This is a genomic window from Mycolicibacterium tokaiense (genome assembly GCF_010725885.1).
Taxonomy (GTDB): domain Bacteria; phylum Actinomycetota; class Actinomycetes; order Mycobacteriales; family Mycobacteriaceae; genus Mycobacterium; species Mycobacterium tokaiense.
Genome location: NZ_AP022600.1, coordinates 510,222 through 530,258, shown reverse-complemented (window position 1 = coordinate 530,258; position 20,037 = coordinate 510,222). Strand labels below are relative to the sequence as shown.

Genomic DNA, 20,037 nt, shown 5'->3' with positions numbered 1-20,037 from the left:
GGCCTGCTACACCCGCGCCGGAACCGGCTCGCCCGCAGCTGCTTTCATCTTGGCGAACAACTCGGTGTAGTACGGCAGGCATTCGGCCAGGGCCTGCTCGGTGGTGAACAGCGGCTCATACCCGAGGTCGCGGCGCGCCTTGTCGATGGCGAAGTAGTTGTCCAGCGTAATGCGTTCGATGGCAAGGGGTTCCAGCAGCGGCTTGGGGAAGCCGAAGCGGAAGTGCAGGAACTGCCACACCGTCATTGCCGCGTGCACCAGCTTGCCCGGGATGCGCACGGTGGGCCAGGGCTGTCCGCAGGCCTGCACCACCGGGCGCGAGAACTCGAACATGTTGATGGGTTCACCGTCGTTGATGAAGTACGCCTGCCCGGGCGCGGTGCCCCCCGGGACGAGGTGTTCGGCAGCGAGGATGAAGCCGTGCACCAGGTTGTGCACGTAGGAGTTGTCCAGCTTCACGTCCTTGCTGCCCACCAGCACCTTGACGTGTCCGGCCAGCACCGATTCGAACACCTTGCGGAACATGGTCTGATCGCCGCGGCCCCAGATGCCGGACGGGCGGATGGAGCACGTGAGCAGGCCGTGTTCGCCGTTGGAACCGAGGACGAACTTCTCGGCCACCACCTTGGTCTCGGTGTAGAGATCGTTGAACCGGTCGGTGTAGGGCAGGGTCTCATCGCCGGCGGCGATGTTCTGCCCGCCCATCACGACGCTGTTGGAGGCGGTGTAGACGAACCGCGCGACCCCGGCCCGTTGAGCGGCGTGCACCAGATTCTTGGTGCCCTCGACATTGACGGCGAAACTGCGGCGCCGATACTCCTCGGTGGCCGACGCGCCGCCCATCAGATCGATGATGGCAGCGGTGTGAAAGATCGTGTCCACGCCCTCGACGGCCCGGGCCACGTCGTCGGTGCTGCAGATGTCACCGACGAAGGTCGTGAGATTGGGATGGTCCGGCACCGGTGACGGCGCCCGGTCGAAGGAGTGCACGTGCAGTCCGCGCCGCAGTAGTTCGGTCACCAGGTTGGCGCCGACGAACCCGGAGCCCCCGGTGACCAGGACGCGGCCGAGTTCGGTGCTCAACGTTGCATCACCCATGCGAGCAGCATACGTGACCAACTGGAACAGGTTCTAGTTTTTCTGGAAGGGGGGTCATTCCCCGTCGGTGGTACCGTCCTCCGCGGCCAAGGCATCCTCGACTCTCTTACGGGCGCCCGCTAAGTGCTCCTCGCAACGTTTGGCCAGCTTCTCGCCCCGTTCCCACAACTGCAGCGATGCATCCAGGTCCAGGCCTCCCTGTTCCAGCGTGCGCACCACCTCCACCAGCTCGTCCCGGCATTCTTCGTACCCGAGCTCACTAATGGCCGTCGTATCATCACTCATCGCACACTCCTTCGCTGGTCGCCGTCACAGCCCCGTCGGCCACCCTGATCCGCAACTGCGTTCCCGGCGGCGCATCGGCCACCGACCGCAACACCAACGAGCCCGCCTGTACCACGGCATAACCGCGCGCCAGCGTCGCTGCCGGGCCGAGGGTGCTCAGCCGCGCCGAGAGGTGCCCCACCCGGTCGGTCTCGGCGGCCAGGAACCGGGTGACGTCGCGGCGCAGCGCAGCGCGGGCCCGGTTGATCTCGTGGCCGCGGTCGTCGATGGCCCGCAGCGGATCGGCCAGCACCGGCCGGCTGCGCAGCTGCGTGATGTGGTGCTCTTCGCGGTGCACCCAGTTGCGCAGGGCCCGGGCACTGCGCAGGCGCAGCTCGGCGACCAGGCGCTGCTCGGCCACCGCATCGGGTACCACCCGCTTGGCGGCATCGGTGGGGGTGGCCGCGCGCAGGTCGGCCACCAGATCACACAACGGGTTGTCGGGTTCGTGACCCACCGCGCTGACCACGGGGGTGGTGCACCGGGCGATCTCCCGACAGAGAGTCTCGTCGGAGAACGGCAGCAGATCCTCGACACTGCCGCCGCCGCGGGCCAGCACGATCACGTCGACCTCGGGGTCGCGATCCAGGCCGCGCAACGCCTCCACCATCTGCGCCACCGCCGACGGACCCTGCACCGCGGTGTTGCGGATGGCGAATCGCACCGCGGGCCACCGCGTGGTCGCCACGGTCACCACATCGTGCTCGGCCGCACTGGCCCGCCCGGTGATCAGACCGATCTGCGACGGGAGGAACGGCAGGGGGCGCTTCAGTCGCGGATCGAACAACCCCTCGGCGTCCAGCAATCGGCGCAGCCGCTCGATGCGGGCCAGTAGCTCACCGATCCCGACTGCGCGAATCTCGCTGATACGCAGGCTAAACGAACCGTTGCGGGTGTAGAACTGCGGCCGGCCCAGCATGATCACCTGGGTGCCCTCGGTCAGCGGCACCGGGGCATTGGCCACCAGGTCGCGCGGGGCGCTCACGGTCAGCGACATGTCCGCCGCGGGGTCGCGCAGCACCATCCAGGCCGTGGTGTGACGAATCTTGAGCTCGGTCAGCTGCCCTTCGATCCATACCAAACCGAGCCGGTCGATGTACTTGGCCACCCGCGTGGCCACCGCCCGCACCGGCCAGGGGTTGTCCGGGGACTTTCCCTGTTCGGGTTCGGTCACTTGGCCGACGCGCGGGTGATTCTGTTGGCCAGCAGGGTCTGGAACGGCGCGCGGGCCTTGGTGGCCTCCTCGTAGGTGAGCAGCGCCTCGAGGTCGGTGACCGACAGTGACTGCAACCGGGCCCGCAGCTGGGCCAGGGTCAGCGACGTGTAGTCGATGTCGGCGACCACCGCCGGCGCGTCCGGCTCCGGCGTTGCGGCCGGGGCGGTGGTGTTGGCCGGGGATTCCTCCTCCGAGACCGAGTACAGCGCAAACCGGCCCTCGGTCAGGCGTTCACCATTGGTCTCAGGGGCCGTCGCGGGTGCGTCGTCCTCGTCGAAGGTGGCCCACTCGGGCTGCTCTTCCTTGGGCGGAAAGAAATTCTCCAGCGTTTCGTCGCCCTTGATCACCAGGTCGGCGACGTCCTGCTGGACCTTCATGACGAATTGCGCCATCTGGCTGACGACGGTCATGGGGTACGTGGCGATGGTCTGTGGCAGCTTCAAGGTCTCTTCGACGGCGGTGGCGGCCACACCCACCAGCAGCCGCACTCCATAAGGTGCAGTCGACATGCCAGCAAGAGTACTTCCGCCCGGTCGACGAGCCGCGAGGAACGAGGGGGGAGAGAGGGCCGGGCGCATGACTCCGCGGGGATGACGATCCCCGTCGAACATGGGGTGAAGACGTGACCTCTGGCCGTCAAGTGGCCTGGCGAGTCCGCGGGAACGTACCCTGGGCACCATGCCGCCAACCGTCAACATGGGTATTCCCGGAGCCACTCTGTCGGTTGTCGCACCGGTCAGCGGCAAACGAGTCCTGCTCGCCGAGCCGCGCGGTTACTGCGCCGGCGTCGACCGTGCCGTCGAGACCGTCGAGCGTGCGCTGGAGAAACACGGCGCCCCGGTCTACGTCCGGCACGAGATCGTGCACAACCGCTACGTGGTGGACACGCTGGCCAAGGCGGGCGCCGTCTTCGTCGAGCAGACCGACGAGGTGCCCGAGGGCGCCATCGTGGTGTTCTCCGCCCACGGCGTCGCGCCAACGGTGCACGAGGAGGCCGCGGCCCGCAACCTGCAGACCATCGACGCCACCTGCCCGCTGGTCACCAAGGTGCACAACGAGGCCAAGCGGTTCGCGCGCGACGACTACGACATCCTGCTGGTCGGCCACGAGGGCCACGAGGAGGTGGTCGGTACCGCCGGCGAGGCACCCGATCACGTGCAGGTGGTCGACAATCCCGACGCCGTTGACAGGGTGACCGTCCGGGATCCCGACAAGGTGATCTGGCTGTCGCAGACCACCCTCAGCGTCGACGAGACCATGGAGACCGTGCGGCGCCTGCGGGAGAAGTTCCCCACGCTGCAGGATCCGCCGAGCGATGACATCTGCTACGCCACCCAGAACCGTCAGGTGGCCGTCAAGGCCATGGCACCGGAATGCGAGCTGGTGATCGTGGTCGGTTCGAAGAACTCCTCGAACTCGGTGCGTCTGGTCGAGGTGGCACTCGGCGCCGGCGCCCGGGCCTCCCACCTGGTGGACTACGCCGAGGACATCGATCCGGCGTGGCTCGATGGCGTCACCACAGTCGGCGTCACCTCCGGCGCATCGGTGCCCGAGATTTTGGTCAAGGGTGTGCTCGAGCGGCTCGCCGAGTACGGGTACGGCACCGTGCAGCCCGTCACCACCGCCAACGAGACGCTGGTGTTCGCGCTGCCCCGCGAGATCCGTCCGGCCCGCCGCACCGACTGACGCTCAGGCGTCGTAGCGCCACCGGTCGGAATCGAGGCTGTGCCTGGCCCCGGTGCGCGGCCGGGTGCGGTGCTCCGCACGATCGTCGCCATCGTCGGGAGCTCCCCGGTAACGCACCCGCGACACAGGGTGATGGGAGCTGTCCCCGCTGGTGGTGGGCCGTCGGCGCGGCGCCTCATAGGACGGTTCGGCTGGGTACGGCTCGTAGGACTCGTAGCGATTCGGACGTCGGCGCGGCCGGTCATAGGAATCCCGCGGATCCCGCTCCCTGGTCGCGCGTTCGCGCGGATCCCGTTCCCGAGGCTCCCGGTCCCGGGGGCGGTAGTCGCGTGACCGTGCACCGGGCTGCCGCGGCTCGCGGGGTTCCCGGGGACGGCGGCGCGGCGCAGCGGGATCCTCGTCCCGGACGGGGCGACGACGGCGGGGCGGTTCGGCGTCCGCATCGTCGATGGGCGGGCGGGCGTGCCGTGAGCGGGTGGGTGCCGCACGGTTGGGGTCCCGGCCGGTCGACGACCGGCGGGGCGTGGATTTGCGAGCGGCGGACCGGTCGACACCGTGGGCCGGCGCCGGCTCGGCGCCGTCGTCGACATCCTCGGGATCGGTGCCGTTGATCAGTGCCGAGATCTTGGCTCGCAGACCGCCGGGGGCAGCGGTGTCGCTCTCGACCTCTGCGTCGGCGGTCTCCGGAGCTCCGCGGGAACCGAGATACCAGCGCACCGCCCCGATCAGCAGCACCAGCGCTGACGTGGTGAGCATCAAGAGGAAACGCTCGATCAGCGGATAACCGGCGTTGATCGCGACGTCTCGCAGCCCACCGATCGCGGACTGGTGGAAAAGGAAATACGCGCCCGGGACAGCCACGAACAACAGCAGCGGCGGCTGCACCACGGCAGTGAAGAGACCACTGCGCTGCACCGCCAGCACCGCCGCCACACAGCCGATCAGATAGAGGCTTGCGAAGACGGAGGTGAGCTCCTTGTTGCCGGACCCAGCGTCGAACGCGAAGCCGATGACAGTGGCGGTGACAGCGATGACGATGGCTCCCCACCACGGCACACCGCGGAAATTCGGGTGCACCGAGCGCTGGTCGGCCGGTACCGTCGGCCTCGCTCGCTGTGCTGACACACGACGACCGTACCGGCTTTGTATGCGAGAGGACGCCCAGCGGCCGTCGCTTCCGCATGTCGAGTCTCTACACTTTGGGTCCTGTGAGCTTGAACCTGGGAATCGTGGGCCTGCCCAACGTCGGAAAATCGACGTTGTTCAATGCGCTGACGCGCAACAACGTGCTGGCCGCCAACTATCCGTTCGCGACCATCGAACCCAATGAGGGTGTGGTGCCGCTGCCTGATCCGCGCCTACAGGAGTTGGCTGCGATTTTCTCGTCGGAAAAAGTGGTTCCGGCCACAGTGACCTTCGTCGACATCGCCGGGATCGTGAAGGGTGCCTCCGAGGGCGCCGGACTCGGCAACAAGTTCCTGGCCAACATCAGGGAGTCCGACGCCATCTGTCAGGTGGTGCGGGTGTTCGCTGACGACGACGTGGTGCACGTCGACGGTCGTGTCGATCCGAAGTCCGACATCGAGATCATCGACACCGAGCTGATCCTGGCGGACATGCAGACGCTGGAGAAGGCCATCCCGCGGCTGGAGAAGGAAGCCCGCAACAACAAGGACCGCAAGGCCGTGCTGGAGGCGGCGGTGGCGGCGCAGGAGGTGCTCAATGCCGGGCGCACCCTGTTCTCGGCCGGTACCGACGCCACCCTGCTGCGTGAGCTGAACCTGATGACCACCAAGCCGTTCCTGTACGTGTTCAACGCCGACGAGTCGGTGCTGACCGATGAAGCGAAGATCGCCGAGCTGCGGGCGCTGGTGGCCCCGGCGGACACGGTGTTCCTGGACGCGAAGATCGAGGCCGAGCTGGCCGAGCTCGATGACGAATCGGCGATGGAGCTGCTGGAATCCATCGGGCAGACCGAAAAGGGTCTGGATGCCCTGGCGCGCGCCGGGTTCCACACACTGAAGCTGCAGACCTATCTGACTGCCGGGCCGAAAGAGGCGCGGGCGTGGACAATTCATCAGGGCGACACCGCGCCCAAGGCGGCCGGGGTGATCCACACCGACTTCGAGAAGGGCTTCATCAAGGCCGAGATCGTGTCCTTCGACGACCTGGTGGCCGCCGGGTCCATGGCCGCCGCCAAGGCTGCGGGCAAGGTGCGGATGGAGGGCAAGGACTACGTGATGGCCGACGGCGACGTGGTGGAGTTCCGATTTCAAACAACGTCTGGCGGCAAAGCGGCGGCTAAGTAGGTTTCGGGATGGCGGACGTTACCTTCCTCAGCCAGAACGAACCCGTAGACGAGTACGGGCGTGCCCTGTACGCCGTGTCACGGTCGATTCTTCGGGCTCACTTCGATGAGCTGTCCCAGGCCGACCTCGTTGATCTCAACTGCGACAAGCCCGACGTTACGTTCCGTCAGCTGGCGAAGCTCGCTCGTCTGCACCGAGACAAGGGGTTGCGCGGCGATGGCTTCGAGTGGGCGGTGCACGAAGCGATTTTGGGGGGCGAGCCTCGTGTGACTGAGCTTGTCGCCGAAGCGCTTCGCAAGGTGAGTCCCAAGGGGTTTGCGGATCTCGATCAACCACACTCCTTGATGTTTGGTCACGAACGGGCACGGCACCTCGGGTTCACCGATGCGGTCGTCAGCAACGCAAGCGGCGATGCGGTGCTGCTGCCCGACGGGTCGGGAAGACCGTTCGCCTTCGGGTCGTGGGTTCCGATCGCCGCACGGGGTGTCGCGGCTGAGCCCGATCTCGCGACGCGTATCAAGAAGGTGTGGAAGACCGACATCTTCCTGAGTGGGCCAGACAAGTCGCGATTCGCCGCAACCACGATTAAGAGCAATTGGCATCATCTCGAAGATGGCAACGGCCTTCGGGTGGCCATCGTCCCGCAGGCGGTGGATCTCCGCCCCGGCTACAGCCGGTGGAACTCTCTCCATCTCGTCGCGCTACCCGACCCAGATGGCTTCATGGGCCTATTCAACGACGCATATGAAGCGGTGGCCGAGGCCATTCTGACGGTCGGTGGACATGATCGCGGGCTGTACTTCTATAAGCCGAGTGCAAAGGCACAAAGGATCCAGAAGCAGTTGGAGAAGTACGGCACGGTGAAGGTGGTCGAAATTCTCGAGGCCCTGAACGACGCTGCACAGCAGAATCTCATAGCCGTGGACCGGAGGCTGATGTCGGTGGAAGCACCTGAGTGGCTGCACATCAACGAGAAACGCACGCCGATCATCGCCCCAAGGCCGTCCTTCGAGAAGCTCGACTGATTTCTATGCTCTCGGCGGCGCATCCCAGCACAATGTCGAGTTGTGACTGACGAAAAGAAAGAGGTCCGCCTAGTCAGGTGGAATCGCGCCGAGCTGGCCTGGGGCAAAGCGAATGCCGACGTACACGGCCTGGGCGAAGAACTCAAGAACCTGACACCTGCGGACCCTGACCGCGAGGATCACGATGAGCGGGACTACCTCATCACGGCCACCGAAGAGAAGTTCCAAGACGCCATCTATCGGGTCAACGTATACATCGGAGACCTCCCGATCAGTACCGTCACACCGGCTCAGGGCTTCCAGCGAGCGTTGTCTTTGCCGCTTCGCGGGCCGGGCGGCGGCCACGAGTCGCTAGACGCCGAGGACGACGACGATGACGACTGACAGGCTCACCCGCCGGTCATCATGTTTCCGCCTGCGCCCCCGAGCGCACCAATAGCTATCGAGTACGCCGCACCCTTGAGTGACTGAGCGATGCTGCGGAGACGGCTCCGCTCTTCGGGCTGGCGGTCGTCGTCGTCGGCGGCGGCTTCCAGCGCGGCGATCATGCGCTCCAACAGGGTCTCGGGCGTCGGCCATAGCCCGGCTACACGGAATGCATCTCCAGTGGGGGCTCCCACGCTCAGAATGTGCCCGCTGAAAGCGTTTCTGCCCTTCTCGAAATATGGCTCCAAGTAGAGAGCCCGCAGCGCCTGCTGCACCGTCTCGTGGTCAAAGCCGGTGGCTTCCCCCAGCTCGGCCGCACTGGCGTTGCGGCCCTTCTGATCGAAGATTTCAACCGCCGCTTTCAGCACCGGCAGGTCTCGGGTGTTCCATCTATCTGCGGTCATGGCGCGAAGTATGCCAAGGCGCCACGACAGATCAGGAGCGATCAAACGGTCGGCGGATCGACGGAGTTCTGCTCCCGCTGGGCGATGGTGTCTTGGTGAAGTGTCCGCCAGACCTCGGGGTCGAGGGCGTCAGGGCCGACCGTGGTGAGGTCGTCGGGGATCGGCACGCCGATGTCTGACACGAGAACCGTCACAGCCTCATCGACGGTGGTCCTGGTGACCACCACGGGATCGTTGCGCACCTCGGGAGCCACCGTCAGCAGGCCCTTCTCGATCAGCCCCGTGAGCATGATGTTGGTGTAGATCACCCGGTCGCAGATGCGCGCGATGCCGGGGGCAGCGGCGTAGTAACGCTGGTCGATGTCGAGATCACGGATTACCCCCGCCCTGGGGGACTTCGCGTGAATGACGTCGCCATAAAGCCAGGCGTACATCAGTTTCCGGTCGGTGACTGTGCCGCTGGGCGTGGCGACCCAGTAGGCCTGCGCATCAAGGTTCCCGTCGATGGCGTGGTGCCAGTAGGTTTTCCACCAGGTGAGGTCGATCTCGTTGTTGAGCACCTCGGCGCCAACCAGTTCGACCAGCGCGTCCAGAGCCTTCTCGTAGTAGATCGGCTCGGACGACAGAATCAGCGGGCGAACTCGGCTGGCCAGCGATTCCAACGCCTCTTCGGGTGGGTACTCCGCTGTCCGCCGGTGGCTTTCTTCCCCGGTCTTGGTGTTGACCGTGACCACAATGGTGATTTCACCCTTGTGGAGCTTGTGCATCAGCGCCGCCTGCTCGCGGATCAGCGAGTGGGCCATCACGCGGCGGGTGCGCAATATGAAGCCCTCGATGATGGTCTGCGGCGTGGGTTGCGGTGCCATGGCCGAACTGTACGACTGGCCTCCGACGCGCTACGTGGTCTCAGTGAAGCTGGGGATCCAGCCGCCGCAGCTCTCGCAGAGGTAGAACCCCACCAGGGTTACCCGGCCGAGGGCCAGGGCCACCGCGTCGGCGTTGGAAACGTGGCGCAGCGCGGCCTGGGCCTCAAGGTCGGTCAGCGGCGGCGGGCAGCACCGAGGGCAGTCACACCCGGCAGACTCTCCTGGCGTGGTCATCTCGGCGCGCAGCTTCGCCCGGCCCAGCAGCGCCAGCCGACCTCCCGCCGGGGCCGGGCGGCACGGCGTCGGTGCGCTCATCCCACCCACCCGTTGCCGATATTGCGGCGCATCCAGGCGGGCGGCGGGGGCATCCGACCCTCACGGTGACGACGAATCGTGTCGATGGGGCTCGCGATGGTCACCTGGCCGCCGATGGAGTGCGCCAGCACGTCGTAGGCCACCACCGCCGCCGCCACACGGTCAGGCTGGTGCTGCCCGGCCTCCCAGGTGACCGCCTGGGCTTCGAACTCGGGCAGGTACCCCGCCACTCTGGCCCGCCCCGTTTCGAGCGCCGCCAGCAAGCCTGTGGCCCGTGTGACCGCATCACCCTTGCCTCGGTCGGTGCCCTTGGGTGGCCAACCCGTCACCCGCACAGGGCGGTTCAGCGCGTACCCGGGCAGCGCCTCAGTCACCAACCGGGTGTAGGTGGTCCGCGCTGAGAACGCCTCAATGGCAACCTCACTGGCCCCGACATCACGGGCCAACTCGACGGCGCGGCGGCTCCACTGGTCGCTGGTCAGTTGGCCGCTCACATCAGCGATCAGGGACACCACGCCGTCGGCGCTGAGGCTGGCGGCGATGATGCCCGTCTCGTCACCTTCACCGGAATCGGCAGGGTCCACGCCCACCACGATCTTGACGACGCCGGGCGGTGCTGCCGGGAGCCGCCACTGCTCGATCCACGCTGTCTTGATCAGGCCACCTGAGGGCGTGCTGGGGGCGCCGAGGTACATCGCCGCCCAGGCGCGGGAACCCACCTCGGCCTCGATCTCGCGGAACTGGGCGGCGGTGCGGCCCACGGCGCTGGTCATGGCCACGCCGGTGCGGTCTCGGGTCAGGGCGTCGGGCACCCCGGCGGTGCTGATGGCCGGGATGTTGACGCACCGCCACCGGCTGCCGGGCGCGTCGAGCAACCGGCCCGCGATGTCCTCACGGTGCCACCGGGTGGTCACCACGATGGCCGACCCGCCGGGCATGAGCCGGGTCATCAGGTCGGCGTTGAACCCCGCCGCCAGCCGCCGCCGGTAGGCGTCGGAATCGGCGTCGGCGGCGCCACGGATCGGATCGTCAACTACGAGCACGGTGGCGCCGAAGCCCGTTGTGCTGGAAAGGACGCCGCCTGCCAACATGCCGCCTCGGTGACCGGCCACGCGCCAACGGCCCACCGCCTGCTTGTCCTGGGCAAGCTCGATGCCGACCACCTCGGCGTGATCCGCGATCAGGCGGCGGGCGGCGGCGCTGTGTTCCTCGGCCAGGGCGTCACCGTAGGACTTCACGATGATCTCGGCGTCCGGGTCACGGGACAGTTGCCATACGGGGAACACCTGGGAAGTGAGCCAGCTCTTGCCCGTTCGGGGCGGCATGGTCACGATCAGTCGGGAGTCAGGGGTCTCGACCGCGCGCACCAGCTCATCGGACAGCAATTGGATGGCCGGGGTGACCACGTAGCCGGGAATCAACCGGCGGGCCAGCTCGGCGGGTGAGGCGGGCTTTCGCCGGCTTCTGGCCGAGCTGAGGGCGCGGGCTGTGGCCAGGGCGGCGATGGCGGTCACGCGGCGCTCCTCGCGGGCACGAAGCCCAGGTTCTCGGCGGTCCAGAGGTCGGCGCGCCGCCACCGATGACCGCAGCTGCCGCAGACGTACTCACACAGCAGGGTTCGACCGCCGCTCCAGGTCACCGCCTCGGGCTCGGTCTGGGTGCACTGGCGGGTGCAGTTGTCTGCGTGGTGGCCCGCCGGATTGCATTCCGGGCAGTAGTCGGGCAGCCAGAACTGATCGAACGGGCTGGCCTGGCGTGTCTCGGTCTGAGTGGTCATGACAGTCTCACCTTCTCGGTAGGGGGCTGATTGTTGGGATTGCGGTCCGAGGTGGTGGTGGGTGTGTTGGTCGAACGGGTTCAGACCGGTGTGCTGGGGATGAACGGCGGGACGGTCTGTGTACCGGCGCGGATGGAACTGAGCTGGGAGCCGATCGGGCGCTTCGGGTTCACGCCGAGCGCCGCCAAGACGTCCTCATGGTGGATCTCACCGGCCCGGTAGAGCTTCTTCGCCAGGGTTTGTACCGAGGGCCAGCAGTGGGCGATGAGCGGGGCGACTCCGGCGCCTTGATGAGTGCCACCGGCCAGATTCAGAGTGGCGGCGTCCTTGCGACCGTGACCGCTCCAGACGTCATGGAACTGGCGCGCGGTCGGATGCTGACCACCGGCCAGCCAACGGGCCTCGGCGTAGGGACCGCTGTAGCAGAATTCCAGCTCGCGGCCCGGCGGCACGGTGTCGCCGTGGTAGGTGGTCATGCCGTTGAAGCCGTCGCCCGCTTCATAGACGACGCTGCTCAACACCTGCGCCCCGTAGAGAGTGGCCGCGACACAGTGGCCGCTCTCGTGCACTGCCAGAGCCAGGCGATCACGGTCAGCGGCGGTGAGCGCGCGCCGGGGCGGCTTGATCGGTGTCGGGGCGCTGAGGGGTTTGACGCTGGGCCTGGCCGTGGTCGGCGGCTTGAGGGTCTTTGGGCTGGCGCTGGCGCTCAGGGTCGCCTTGACCGCCGCACCCGCCACGGTGGCGATCAGCTCGGCCTGGTTCATGGGGACAGTCCTTTCGAGGGAGTGCTGACGGGTCATCACGGTTTCGGAGCCAGCGCCGGGACGGTGGTCGGTACATAACGCGGAGCACCACCGTCCCGACGCTGGCCATCAACCGGACCGCAGAGAAGGCGCCGGGGCGTGGTGGTTTCGGGTCAGGCGCTCGCGGGCTAGGCGGTCCTTGATGTCGGCGCGGGCCGCACCGGCGGCAAGGTATCTGTCGATGCACGTCGAGCACCGCCACCCGTGGACGCTGCCCCGGTAGGTCAGGCACGGCCCGCCGCACTCCCAGCAGCGCGGTGCGGTGGTGCCCTCGACGTCAGCGGCCACGGTCAGCCGATCTCCACCGCGCCGAGGAGGCGCTCGTACCCGACCACCACGGAGCGTTCCGCGATGGCGATGAAGGTGTTGACGTGCTGATCCACCGCCGTCCGCAGCTGGACCTCAGAACGCCACCCGTAGGGCTGGCTGGTGGCCACCAGCGTGTCGGTCAGACCGTCGATGTAGCCGCCGCCGAACACCCAACGGTGACCCAGCGGCGTGATGTACCCGGCGCCCGCGCGGATCAGCAAGTTGGCCTGAGCGGCCCGGGCCGCCCAACCGCTGGACGCGTGGATGAACCCCAGGGTGTTGGTGCGCCCCAAGGCAATCTCCAACGCGGACACGGCGGCAACGATGTCGTTGGCCTCAGCGGGCGCCACGGCGTCGGTCAGCAACCGGGCGGCGAACTGACGCTCCACGGCGTTGTGCTCTTCCAGGCGGAACACCTGGGCGGCGCGGGTCTCGACCTCGGCCCGGCTGGGCTCAGTCAGATCGCAGCCGTCCGCCCCCCAGACGGTCATGGCGTCGAAAGGCTCGGGCACCTCGGGCCGCAGCCCGATCTTGCGGTCCTCGGGGGTGAGATCGTCCAGGCTGGCGCACCAGCCAGCGTTCCACACACCGAAAGACTCAGCGCCGCCGTAATTTCCCGCCGGGCGGATCTGGACACCGGCGTCAAGCCAGCGGGTCGGCCCGGTCTCGGGCACCCACTGAGTAGCCCCGTACAAGCCGTGGGGCGCAGGGCTGAGCGGCGGCGGCGTGAACGGCACCGGCACCATGTGGTCGTAGGTCTGGACCAGGAAGTCAGGCAGAGAAGTCGAGGCGGTCACAGGGTCACTCCTAGTCGGGCGAGTTCAGCTCGGGCGCGGTCGGTGTCGGAGACGGTTTCAGTGGCCTTGGCGGGGGTCTGAGCGTCACGGTCGAGGCGGCGCCCCAGCGCGCGGGCGGCGTGGTCAACCCCGGCGAGAGCGCGCAGTAACCGGTCGCTCACGGCGCCGGTGAGGGCGTTGCCCAACAGGCGGGCCAGATTACGGTCGTAGGTCGCTGCCGCTGCTGTCAGCTGGTGGCCCCACACGCCCTCAACCAGCGCCTCGCTGGTGATCTCGGGCAACCGGGGCCGCTGGGCCAACGCACGCACCGCCGCCATTGCCCGGCCCCGCTCTTCCAGGCTCAGGTGCCGAGTCTGGTTCTGCGCCTTCGCCTCAGCCAGCAGACCGCCAGCGACGAAGATCAGTTCGCCCACCGCGTCGGTGAGATCCTCGGCGTATCTGAGGTACGCGCGTGGCGAGCGGCGCTGGGCAACCCGGTCAGCCAGGGGAATGCAGATGTCACGGATCTCATCAGTCAGCGACCAAGTTCCAGTGAGCTGGACGACGAGACCCTGCTGGCGCCGCTCCCGCTGCTCGGGCTGGCTAAACGTTCGGGTGGGCGCAGGCCGCCGCGCTGCCAGGGCGGCAGGTGTTCGGTTGAGCGCCTTGACGGTCACGCCGAGACCCCCTGGCGCAGCTGAGCGACCAGGCGGTCAACACCGGCGGCGCTCAGGTGGCCGGACTCGGCGGTGACGGCCCGATGCACCCGGTGATAGGCCAGGCCCTCTCGGGCGGTGACTACGCGGGGATCGTCATCGGGTACGCCGCGACTCTTGAGGGAAGCCAGCGTGGCCGACCAGCTGGCCGCTGTGCGTTCAGCCGGGTCGATGACCGGGGATGCGACTGCTGTCATGAGGCCCACGGTAGACCCCGAGGGTGCGACGGTGCGACGGTGCGAATTCGAAACGTATTGCGGCGCAGATTAGTTCACCGATTGGGTCGGATATGTGGGTGCATACAACCTGCGAAAATGCCACAACCCCGGCTCGGGGAATCGAACCGGGGTCGTTGGCGTGTCGGGCGTGTCAGGTGGCGCTTAGTCGAGACCGTTCTGGCGCGGGCGCCAGTCCTGACCGAGATCGGTCGGCGGGGTCTGGGGCATCGGCCCGCCTTCGTCGTCTTGCCGGGTGTGCCAGTCGGAGATGAGCTTCGGGGTAGGGGTGCTGGTGTCATTGGCCATGACACCAGTGTGTCACCGCCAGGTGTGCCAGATCGTTTGCGCCAATTTGTGATAACCGAAAATCGGGCGGTCAGTCGGCGTCGTTGGCGAACGGGCGAACCCCGTAATGGGTCTGGAACGCGGCGATCATCGCGCGCTCGGTGTTACGGGCCTCAGTGTCATCGGTGACGCGCCAGGCGACGAGAAGGCCGGTGTGGTCGGCCAACTGGAAGATGCGGCGTCCACCAGAGTGTCTGGCCGCGTGGCCCTCTCCGTACCGGCGGAACTGGCGTAGGCGACGATGGAGCCCGTCTCTCTTGGCGCCGAGACTGGCCATCCCGATGTAGACCAGCCGCTCACCGACTACCCAGCGTGCGTGAAGGTCGGTGAGGGGAAGCGGCGCGTCACCACGGTAGGGCGCGTCGGGACGGAACTGCGGTGGGTCGTCGGTGGGCCTAACAATGACGTACACGCCCGCGTCTCTCGGCACGCTGGTGTCGGCCAACTCGGCGAAGGTCAGCCACCCGGCGAAGGTGGAGAGGTCAACGGGGCCAGCGGTCATCACGCCGACGCCGCTCCGGTCGGTGCGAGGCGCGCGGCGTCCTGAGACTTGAGCACCGACTGGACCGTGCTGATGGACCAGACGGCAGCACCGCGCACTGTCGGCACGCCCTCGGCGGTCAGCGTCTCAGCGATGACGCGCATCGACATGCCCGCTGCCCGGTCCGCCACGATGCGGCGGGTCACCTCGGGCGGTGTCTTGCTCGGACGGCCAAGCCGGTCTCCCCGAGCGCGCTTGGCAGCGAGAGCATCACGGGTCCGCTGGCTGATCAGGCGGCGCTCGTATTGGGATGCCGAGATGATCACGTTGGCAGCCATCTCGCCAGCGGGGGTGCTGGTGTCTATGTCGAGGTCGGCGAAGTGCAGCGCCCACCCAGCGTGTCGCGCCTCGTCCATCAGACCCGCGCCGTCGTGGACTGATCGGCTTAGCCGGTCCATCTTCGCCACCAGCAGGCCCGCAGCTTGTCCAGTGCGGACGGCCTCCAGGGCGGCGAGAGCGCCGGGCCGACCTGTCAGTGACTTGGCGCTGATACCGGCGTCTACGTGCTCACCGATCACGGTCAGACCCTTGCGCACGGCGTACTGGGCGATGGTCTCTCGCTGGGCTTCGATGCCCAGGCCCGAGACGGCCTGTTCGTCGGTGCTGACCCTGAGGTACGCAACCACGGTGTTGGCGGGGGCGACTGGTTTGCGGCGGCGGGGCGCGGTCATACTCAACAATAACGTGAAATGACCGTTTCACATAAATCTAGCCCTCGGTCAGAGCCTCCAGCGCATCGGCTGCGCCCGATAGATACGCCGCCTGCTGCGTGGTGGCCTCCAGCTCGCAGCGTTCGATGGCACCCACCACCCCCCGCAGTTGTCCAGCGGTGATGGCGATCTCGGCGGGGTCCATCAGCGCCGCCGAGTTCCGCCGGGCTGCCAACCTCGCAACGGATCGTACGAACCGCCGTCAGCCTGGACAGGCGGCGCGGCCACGGGCGCGGGCTTGGGATCGGGCACCAGGGTCAGCCCGGCCACCACCTCGGGCTCGGCGGGGGTCTCGGTGATGGCCTCGGCGGCATCGGCTTCGGGGCTGTGTGACCCGCTGGGCGCCGAAACCGGCTCGGGCGGGGTCTGGGCGGGATCAACCTCGTCGGGGCGCTCACGGCGGCGCTGCACGGCCACCCACTCGCTGAGTTCGTCGGTGGGGATGCCGCCCGCCGCGATGACAGCACGTGCGACGTCGAGCTGGACCGGCCAGGCCGGGTCGTCGGGGCCGACGACGACGCCGAGGAGGTTTCGCAGTTCGACCTGGAGTTCAGCCTCCAGATCAGTTGGACCGAGGCGGCCCTCGGCGGCGTCCTTGGCGATGCCCATCGCCGCCGTCACAACATCGCTGGCGGTAGTGATCAGGGTGGGGGTCATTCGATTACCTCGGCTTCCAGAATCGGTGCGGCGGGCAGCGATTGCTGCCGCTCGGCTATGAGGGCCAACAGCTCGCGCTCAGCGTTGGCGATGATCGCGGTCGGGTCGCCGCTAACGGTCACGTCGACCTCGGTGCGCTGAGGGGCGTAGGCCCCGGCCAACTTGGACCGCTCGGCCACGGTGGCGCGAATTTCCTTGGCCAGCTTGGTCAGGGTCTCGTCGTCGCCGCTCTGGGTCGCCGCCGCCAACCGCCCGAACAGAACCGACTGAGTGATGCGGAGGCTTTCGTCGGCGCGGGCGCGGGCCTGGCCGGGAGTCTCGGGCGGCGTCCGGTCCAACAGACGGCGCACGGCGTCCTGCGCGGACTGTCGTCCGCGATACCCGAGCGCACGGCTGATCTCGGCCCAGGTGCGCCCCGCCGCCCGCAGCCGGAACGCTTCCTCGGCGCGGGCGCGGGCGTCCTGTCGATTCATCACGGGAGGCATGTCCTGATTATGTCCTGATGGGGTGCAGACCCTTTGGCGCGCCAATGGACGCCGGGTGGGACAGTCACCGCGTCTACCGCAGCTCTCCCGCCGCCTCTCCTGACGGGTTCGGGTTTGGTTTGAGGTTTCAGGGTTTGGGGGGTACCTAGACACCCCCCCAAGACCAAACCCTGACGAGACCAAACCCAACCCTGTGCCTCAATTGGCCTCAAAACTACCTCTGAGCTGAGGGTTTGGGTTTGGCCAAGCGGCGGTGACCAAACCCTTCGATTTCGGCCAAACCCACCGCCAAATTCGACCAAAACCGGCTCTGAACTGAGGGTTTGGGGTTTGGGGCCAAACCCTGCCCGAACCCTCAAATCGTCACCTCCCTGAACTGCGGGTTTGGGATCGCTCTCGCGGACCCGGCCAAACCCAAAAGCCAAGGTCACCGATTCCGCCAATGAGACCGCCTGTGGCAAGCCCGCGCGAGCCACCGCGCCCTACTTGTCACTCGGGCCGACACCGAGCCGGTACACGCCCTGGCCCTTGCTCCACTCGGGAGTCGGCAGGCTCAGCACCTGATCGGGGTCGGTGATCACCACGGGGCTCAGCTGACCCGCGCTGGCGGCGTCGCATGCGGCCTTCCACCGGGTCCACGCGACGATATGCACCTTGCGCGGCGGGTAGCCCGGTTTCCGCACCGCCGTCAGCATCTTGGTCTCCGGCAGGCCCGCCTGCGTGGGGTCACGCTTCACCAAGGCGCACACCGCCTCAACGCACACCCGCACCGCCGCCTCGTGCGCGGTGGAGCCCTCCACTGCGATGCTGTTCGCGGTCTCGGCGGTGTGCATGTGACGGTCGTGGTCGGCGGTCGGGTCACGCAGCCACTGAGGCACCCACATATGCCCGCCGCCGTTACCGAGGTTGACGGCCCGCCCCGCCGACGCCAGCCGGTCCAGCGCCGAGCGAATCGCCTCGCCGCTCCACTTGCTTGTCTTGGCGGCCTGCGTCTCGGCCAGCCCGGTCACCGACAGCAGCGGGTACATGTTGATCAGCTCGAAGATCGACTCATCGAGCTGCCGCTGTTCGGCATGCGCGGCACCGGCGGTGGCCGTGGCGTCACCGTCCATCACCAGGTGACCATCGGCGTCTCGGGTGATCTTGCGCCGTCCGCCCAGGCCGATTCCGCGCCGCCCGTACGCGCTGAGGAACCGGGGCTGATTATCGCCGGGCTCGTCGCCGTGGTAGGTCAGCTTGAGCACCGCGCCAAACTTGCCCTCCATGCTGGAATGGCCTCGTGCGCCCTGAGTCTCGTCCTTGCCGAGGTGGTGCACCACCACCAGCACCGAGCGGCGGCGCTTGGCCAGCGTGACCAGTCCGTCAAGGATCATCGCAACGTCGGAGCTATTCTCGCTGATGCCCGCTGCCGAGAGCAGCGGCCCGAGGCAGTCGATGATGATGACCGAATGCTCGGGGATTTTGTCATCCCAGTAGGCCAGGGCCTTCTCGGTGCGCACGTCGAGCAACGCGGCGCGCCCGATCAGGTCGGCGTACAGCACCCGGCCCGCGTTGATCAACGGTCCACACCGCGCATAGGTGTCGATGATGTCCTCGTCGGCCATCTCGGTGTCCAGCACGACCACCCGCCACCCATCGGGCAAAGCGGTGGCCAGCTGACCGAACGCCCGCCCGCCGGTTGCCAGCGCATGTGCAATCTCATCGCACGCGGTCGACTTCCCGGCCTTGCGCTGGGCTACCAGCAGCGCCGACGAGGCCTCACCCCCCTTGAGTAGACCCGCCACCAGGTGCGGGGCGCGGTCGTTGGCGCGGTTGTTCGGCTTGAACCACTCCCACTCGGGCACTTCACCTATCGCCCGTGCTGCCTCCAATTCGCGCCCCTCAGACAGCGCACGGGCATCCTCAGCCTTGAACCACGTCCTGAGCAACCGCAACGACGCCAACCGGGTCTCGGTCGTCATCGGCGGCAGGCCGATCAGATCCTCGGTGGCGGCGTCGTAGTCGTTGTACAGCTCGGTCAGGGTGAACGAATACGTCTTGGCCTTGACCCCCGAGTCGAGGTTGTCTGCGGCGGCGCGGGCGGCGGCCCTCACCGCCCACGGAACACCGTTGCCGGCCAAGGCGTCAACCGTCGTCAGCGCGACCTTGCGTGTGGCGTCCAGGCCCTTCATCGCAGTCTTCATCCCGGCGCGCAGCACGCTGGCCTCGGTCGGCTCCCACTGCCCGTAACCGCCCTCGTGGTACCACCGCGCCACATCGGCCTCCGAGGGCGTGTGGTCAATCAGGCCAAGGCTCTTGGCGTCGACCACGGATACCGACCTCAACGCCGCCACCGCCTTGTACCCGCCGTCGGTCAGCGTGCCTCGGGCCTTGCCGTGCTCGGCGGCGTAAAGCCCGCCCACGGTGGTCGCGGCCTGAGGCGAGCCGAACTGAGCGTCCTCGGCCAGCTTGACCGGGCGCTGCGCATACGGGCTCTTGGCGTGGCCGTCCGCATCGGGGTCGGCCACGTCGGCGAACAGCTCATGCACGTTGTCGCCGTTCACCTTCGAGCGGGCTTCGTCGCCGGGGTTGGCGGTATTATTCACAGTGTTCCTTCGGATTTTGGTCGGTTCGGAGGGCTTGACCCACTGGAGCGGGTCGTCGTTGGGGTGATGCCGCCCCGGCTCACATCGCGCCGAAGCCAACCGCGCGGAGCCGGGCGGCATCACTGCTGTAAGGGGTCATTCACGCTGCGGGCCTCTCGTTCACGCATCGCCGGGGCGGACTGGCGTGAGCAGCGCGTCCACATCGCTGACCTTGACGCGCAGCGCCGAGGTAGGGCTGGTTCGGTAGGCGGGCAACAGACCCTCACGAATTCGGCGCTGAATCGACCACGGCGACAGGCCGACCCGTTCCCCAGCCTCACGTAGACCGATGAATCGGTCGCTGTCGGTGACGGTGTTCGTCATGGCTGATCTCCTCTCAGGTGGTGTGCATCTACGGGCAAATACAGCACACGACCGTGCAGACCCCCGGTGAGCAACAGTTGAGT

Annotated in this window: 27 protein-coding genes; 4 read left to right on the top strand and 23 right to left on the bottom strand. The window is 67.5% G+C overall.

Annotated elements, in window-relative coordinates:
* Window positions 1–6: 6 nt before the first annotated feature.
* The 4 genes from G6N58_RS02510 to G6N58_RS02495 are packed head-to-tail and all read right to left on the bottom strand — an operon-like array spanning window position 7 to window position 3,147.
* A complete protein-coding gene (locus G6N58_RS02510; protein WP_115279861.1) occupies window positions 7–1,098 on the bottom strand; it encodes a 3-beta-hydroxysteroid dehydrogenase in 1,092 nt (363 codons plus the stop codon).
* Window positions 1,099–1,152: 54 nt separating this feature from the next.
* The gene (locus G6N58_RS02505; RefSeq protein WP_115279862.1) at window positions 1,153–1,383 is read right to left on the bottom strand and encodes an exodeoxyribonuclease VII small subunit; all 231 of its coding nucleotides are present in this window, start codon (window positions 1,381–1,383) and stop codon (window positions 1,153–1,155) included.
* Window positions 1,376–2,596 (bottom strand): exodeoxyribonuclease VII large subunit, encoded by a 1,221-nt coding sequence (gene xseA / locus G6N58_RS02500; protein WP_115279863.1) that lies wholly within the window; start codon window positions 2,594–2,596, stop codon window positions 1,376–1,378. The genes G6N58_RS02505 and xseA overlap by 8 nt, the downstream gene beginning before the upstream one ends.
* Window positions 2,593–3,147: a lipid droplet-associated protein gene (locus G6N58_RS02495; RefSeq protein WP_115279864.1), complete on the bottom strand. Its 555-nt coding sequence runs from the start codon at window positions 3,145–3,147 to the stop codon at window positions 2,593–2,595. The genes xseA and G6N58_RS02495 overlap by 4 nt, the downstream gene beginning before the upstream one ends.
* A gap of 169 nt (window positions 3,148–3,316) precedes the next feature.
* Here G6N58_RS02495 and G6N58_RS02490 point away from each other — a divergent pair, with 169 nt between their 5' ends.
* On the top strand, window positions 3,317–4,324 hold the full coding sequence (locus G6N58_RS02490) for a 4-hydroxy-3-methylbut-2-enyl diphosphate reductase (protein ID WP_115279865.1): 1,008 nt from the start codon (window positions 3,317–3,319) through the stop codon (window positions 4,322–4,324).
* A gap of 3 nt (window positions 4,325–4,327) precedes the next feature.
* Here the strand turns inward: G6N58_RS02490 and G6N58_RS02485 are convergent, their stop codons facing one another.
* Window positions 4,328–5,449 carry a DUF6542 domain-containing protein gene (locus G6N58_RS02485; protein ID WP_115279866.1) on the bottom strand — a complete coding sequence of 374 codons (1,122 nt, stop codon included), beginning with the start codon at window positions 5,447–5,449 and terminating at the stop codon, window positions 4,328–4,330.
* An 83-nt stretch (window positions 5,450–5,532) separates the two neighbouring features.
* On the opposite strand from G6N58_RS02485, the gene ychF reads away from it, so the two are divergent.
* The 3 genes from ychF to G6N58_RS02470 are packed head-to-tail and all read left to right on the top strand — an operon-like array spanning window position 5,533 to window position 8,042.
* A complete protein-coding gene (ychF, locus tag G6N58_RS02480) occupies window positions 5,533–6,633 on the top strand; it encodes a redox-regulated ATPase YchF (protein WP_115279867.1) in 1,101 nt (366 codons plus the stop codon).
* Between the two features lie 8 nt (window positions 6,634–6,641).
* Window positions 6,642–7,658 carry a hypothetical protein gene (locus tag G6N58_RS02475; protein WP_115279868.1) on the top strand — a complete coding sequence of 339 codons (1,017 nt, stop codon included), beginning with the start codon at window positions 6,642–6,644 and terminating at the stop codon, window positions 7,656–7,658.
* A gap of 42 nt (window positions 7,659–7,700) precedes the next feature.
* The gene (locus G6N58_RS02470) at window positions 7,701–8,042 is read left to right on the top strand and encodes a hypothetical protein (RefSeq protein WP_115279869.1); all 342 of its coding nucleotides are present in this window, start codon (window positions 7,701–7,703) and stop codon (window positions 8,040–8,042) included.
* 5 nt (window positions 8,043–8,047) lie between these two features.
* Here the strand turns inward: G6N58_RS02470 and G6N58_RS02465 are convergent, their stop codons facing one another.
* The 18 genes from G6N58_RS02465 to G6N58_RS02380 all read right to left on the bottom strand — a co-directional run bounded on the left by G6N58_RS02465 (window position 8,048) and on the right by G6N58_RS02380 (window position 19,954).
* Window positions 8,048–8,488, bottom strand: a complete 441-nt coding sequence (locus tag G6N58_RS02465; protein WP_115279870.1) for a hypothetical protein — start codon at window positions 8,486–8,488, stop codon at window positions 8,048–8,050.
* Between the two features lie 41 nt (window positions 8,489–8,529).
* Complete coding sequence (locus tag G6N58_RS02460; protein ID WP_147289381.1) at window positions 8,530–9,291, bottom strand: hypothetical protein; 762 nt, start codon at window positions 9,289–9,291, stop codon at window positions 8,530–8,532.
* Between the two features lie 93 nt (window positions 9,292–9,384).
* Complete coding sequence (locus G6N58_RS02455) at window positions 9,385–9,669, bottom strand: hypothetical protein (RefSeq protein WP_115279872.1); 285 nt, start codon at window positions 9,667–9,669, stop codon at window positions 9,385–9,387.
* Window positions 9,666–11,183 carry a terminase large subunit domain-containing protein gene (locus G6N58_RS02450; RefSeq protein WP_232067701.1) on the bottom strand — a complete coding sequence of 506 codons (1,518 nt, stop codon included), beginning with the start codon at window positions 11,181–11,183 and terminating at the stop codon, window positions 9,666–9,668. The genes G6N58_RS02455 and G6N58_RS02450 overlap by 4 nt, the downstream gene beginning before the upstream one ends.
* Window positions 11,180–11,446: a hypothetical protein gene (locus G6N58_RS02445; protein WP_115279873.1), complete on the bottom strand. Its 267-nt coding sequence runs from the start codon at window positions 11,444–11,446 to the stop codon at window positions 11,180–11,182. Before G6N58_RS02445 ends, G6N58_RS02450 begins: the two co-directional genes overlap by 4 nt.
* Window positions 11,447–11,526: 80 nt before the next feature.
* A complete protein-coding gene (locus G6N58_RS02440) occupies window positions 11,527–12,210 on the bottom strand; it encodes a hypothetical protein (protein WP_115279874.1) in 684 nt (227 codons plus the stop codon).
* Between the two features lie 108 nt (window positions 12,211–12,318).
* Complete coding sequence (locus G6N58_RS02435; RefSeq protein WP_147289382.1) at window positions 12,319–12,537, bottom strand: hypothetical protein; 219 nt, start codon at window positions 12,535–12,537, stop codon at window positions 12,319–12,321.
* A gap of 2 nt (window positions 12,538–12,539) precedes the next feature.
* Window positions 12,540–13,304: a hypothetical protein gene (locus tag G6N58_RS02430; protein ID WP_115281869.1), complete on the bottom strand. Its 765-nt coding sequence runs from the start codon at window positions 13,302–13,304 to the stop codon at window positions 12,540–12,542.
* 47 nt (window positions 13,305–13,351) lie between these two features.
* Entirely contained in the window at window positions 13,352–14,011 is a 660-nt protein-coding gene (locus tag G6N58_RS02425) for a hypothetical protein (RefSeq protein WP_115279875.1), read from the bottom strand.
* A complete protein-coding gene (locus G6N58_RS02420) occupies window positions 14,008–14,247 on the bottom strand; it encodes a hypothetical protein (protein WP_115279876.1) in 240 nt (79 codons plus the stop codon). Before G6N58_RS02420 ends, G6N58_RS02425 begins: the two co-directional genes overlap by 4 nt.
* Before the next feature lie 183 nt (window positions 14,248–14,430).
* On the bottom strand, window positions 14,431–14,574 hold the full coding sequence (locus G6N58_RS02415; protein WP_163907853.1) for a hypothetical protein: 144 nt from the start codon (window positions 14,572–14,574) through the stop codon (window positions 14,431–14,433).
* Between the two features lie 70 nt (window positions 14,575–14,644).
* The gene (locus tag G6N58_RS02410; RefSeq protein WP_115281870.1) at window positions 14,645–15,115 is read right to left on the bottom strand and encodes a hypothetical protein; all 471 of its coding nucleotides are present in this window, start codon (window positions 15,113–15,115) and stop codon (window positions 14,645–14,647) included.
* Complete coding sequence (locus G6N58_RS02405; RefSeq protein WP_115279877.1) at window positions 15,115–15,825, bottom strand: recombinase family protein; 711 nt, start codon at window positions 15,823–15,825, stop codon at window positions 15,115–15,117. Before G6N58_RS02405 ends, G6N58_RS02410 begins: the two co-directional genes overlap by 1 nt.
* Before the next feature lie 37 nt (window positions 15,826–15,862).
* Window positions 15,863–16,009, bottom strand: coding sequence for a hypothetical protein (locus tag G6N58_RS02400; RefSeq protein WP_163907851.1), 147 nt, complete (start codon window positions 16,007–16,009; stop codon window positions 15,863–15,865).
* A complete protein-coding gene (locus G6N58_RS02395; RefSeq protein WP_115279878.1) occupies window positions 16,009–16,521 on the bottom strand; it encodes a flagellar hook-length control protein in 513 nt (170 codons plus the stop codon). The genes G6N58_RS02400 and G6N58_RS02395 overlap by 1 nt, the downstream gene beginning before the upstream one ends.
* The gene (locus G6N58_RS02390) at window positions 16,518–17,006 is read right to left on the bottom strand and encodes a KH domain-containing protein (protein WP_115279879.1); all 489 of its coding nucleotides are present in this window, start codon (window positions 17,004–17,006) and stop codon (window positions 16,518–16,520) included. Before G6N58_RS02390 ends, G6N58_RS02395 begins: the two co-directional genes overlap by 4 nt.
* Before the next feature lie 482 nt (window positions 17,007–17,488).
* Window positions 17,489–19,591 carry an AAA family ATPase gene (locus tag G6N58_RS02385; protein ID WP_163907848.1) on the bottom strand — a complete coding sequence of 701 codons (2,103 nt, stop codon included), beginning with the start codon at window positions 19,589–19,591 and terminating at the stop codon, window positions 17,489–17,491.
* 159 nt (window positions 19,592–19,750) lie between these two features.
* Window positions 19,751–19,954, bottom strand: a complete 204-nt coding sequence (locus G6N58_RS02380) for a helix-turn-helix transcriptional regulator (protein ID WP_115279881.1) — start codon at window positions 19,952–19,954, stop codon at window positions 19,751–19,753.
* Between the last annotated feature and the right edge of the window lie 83 nt (window positions 19,955–20,037).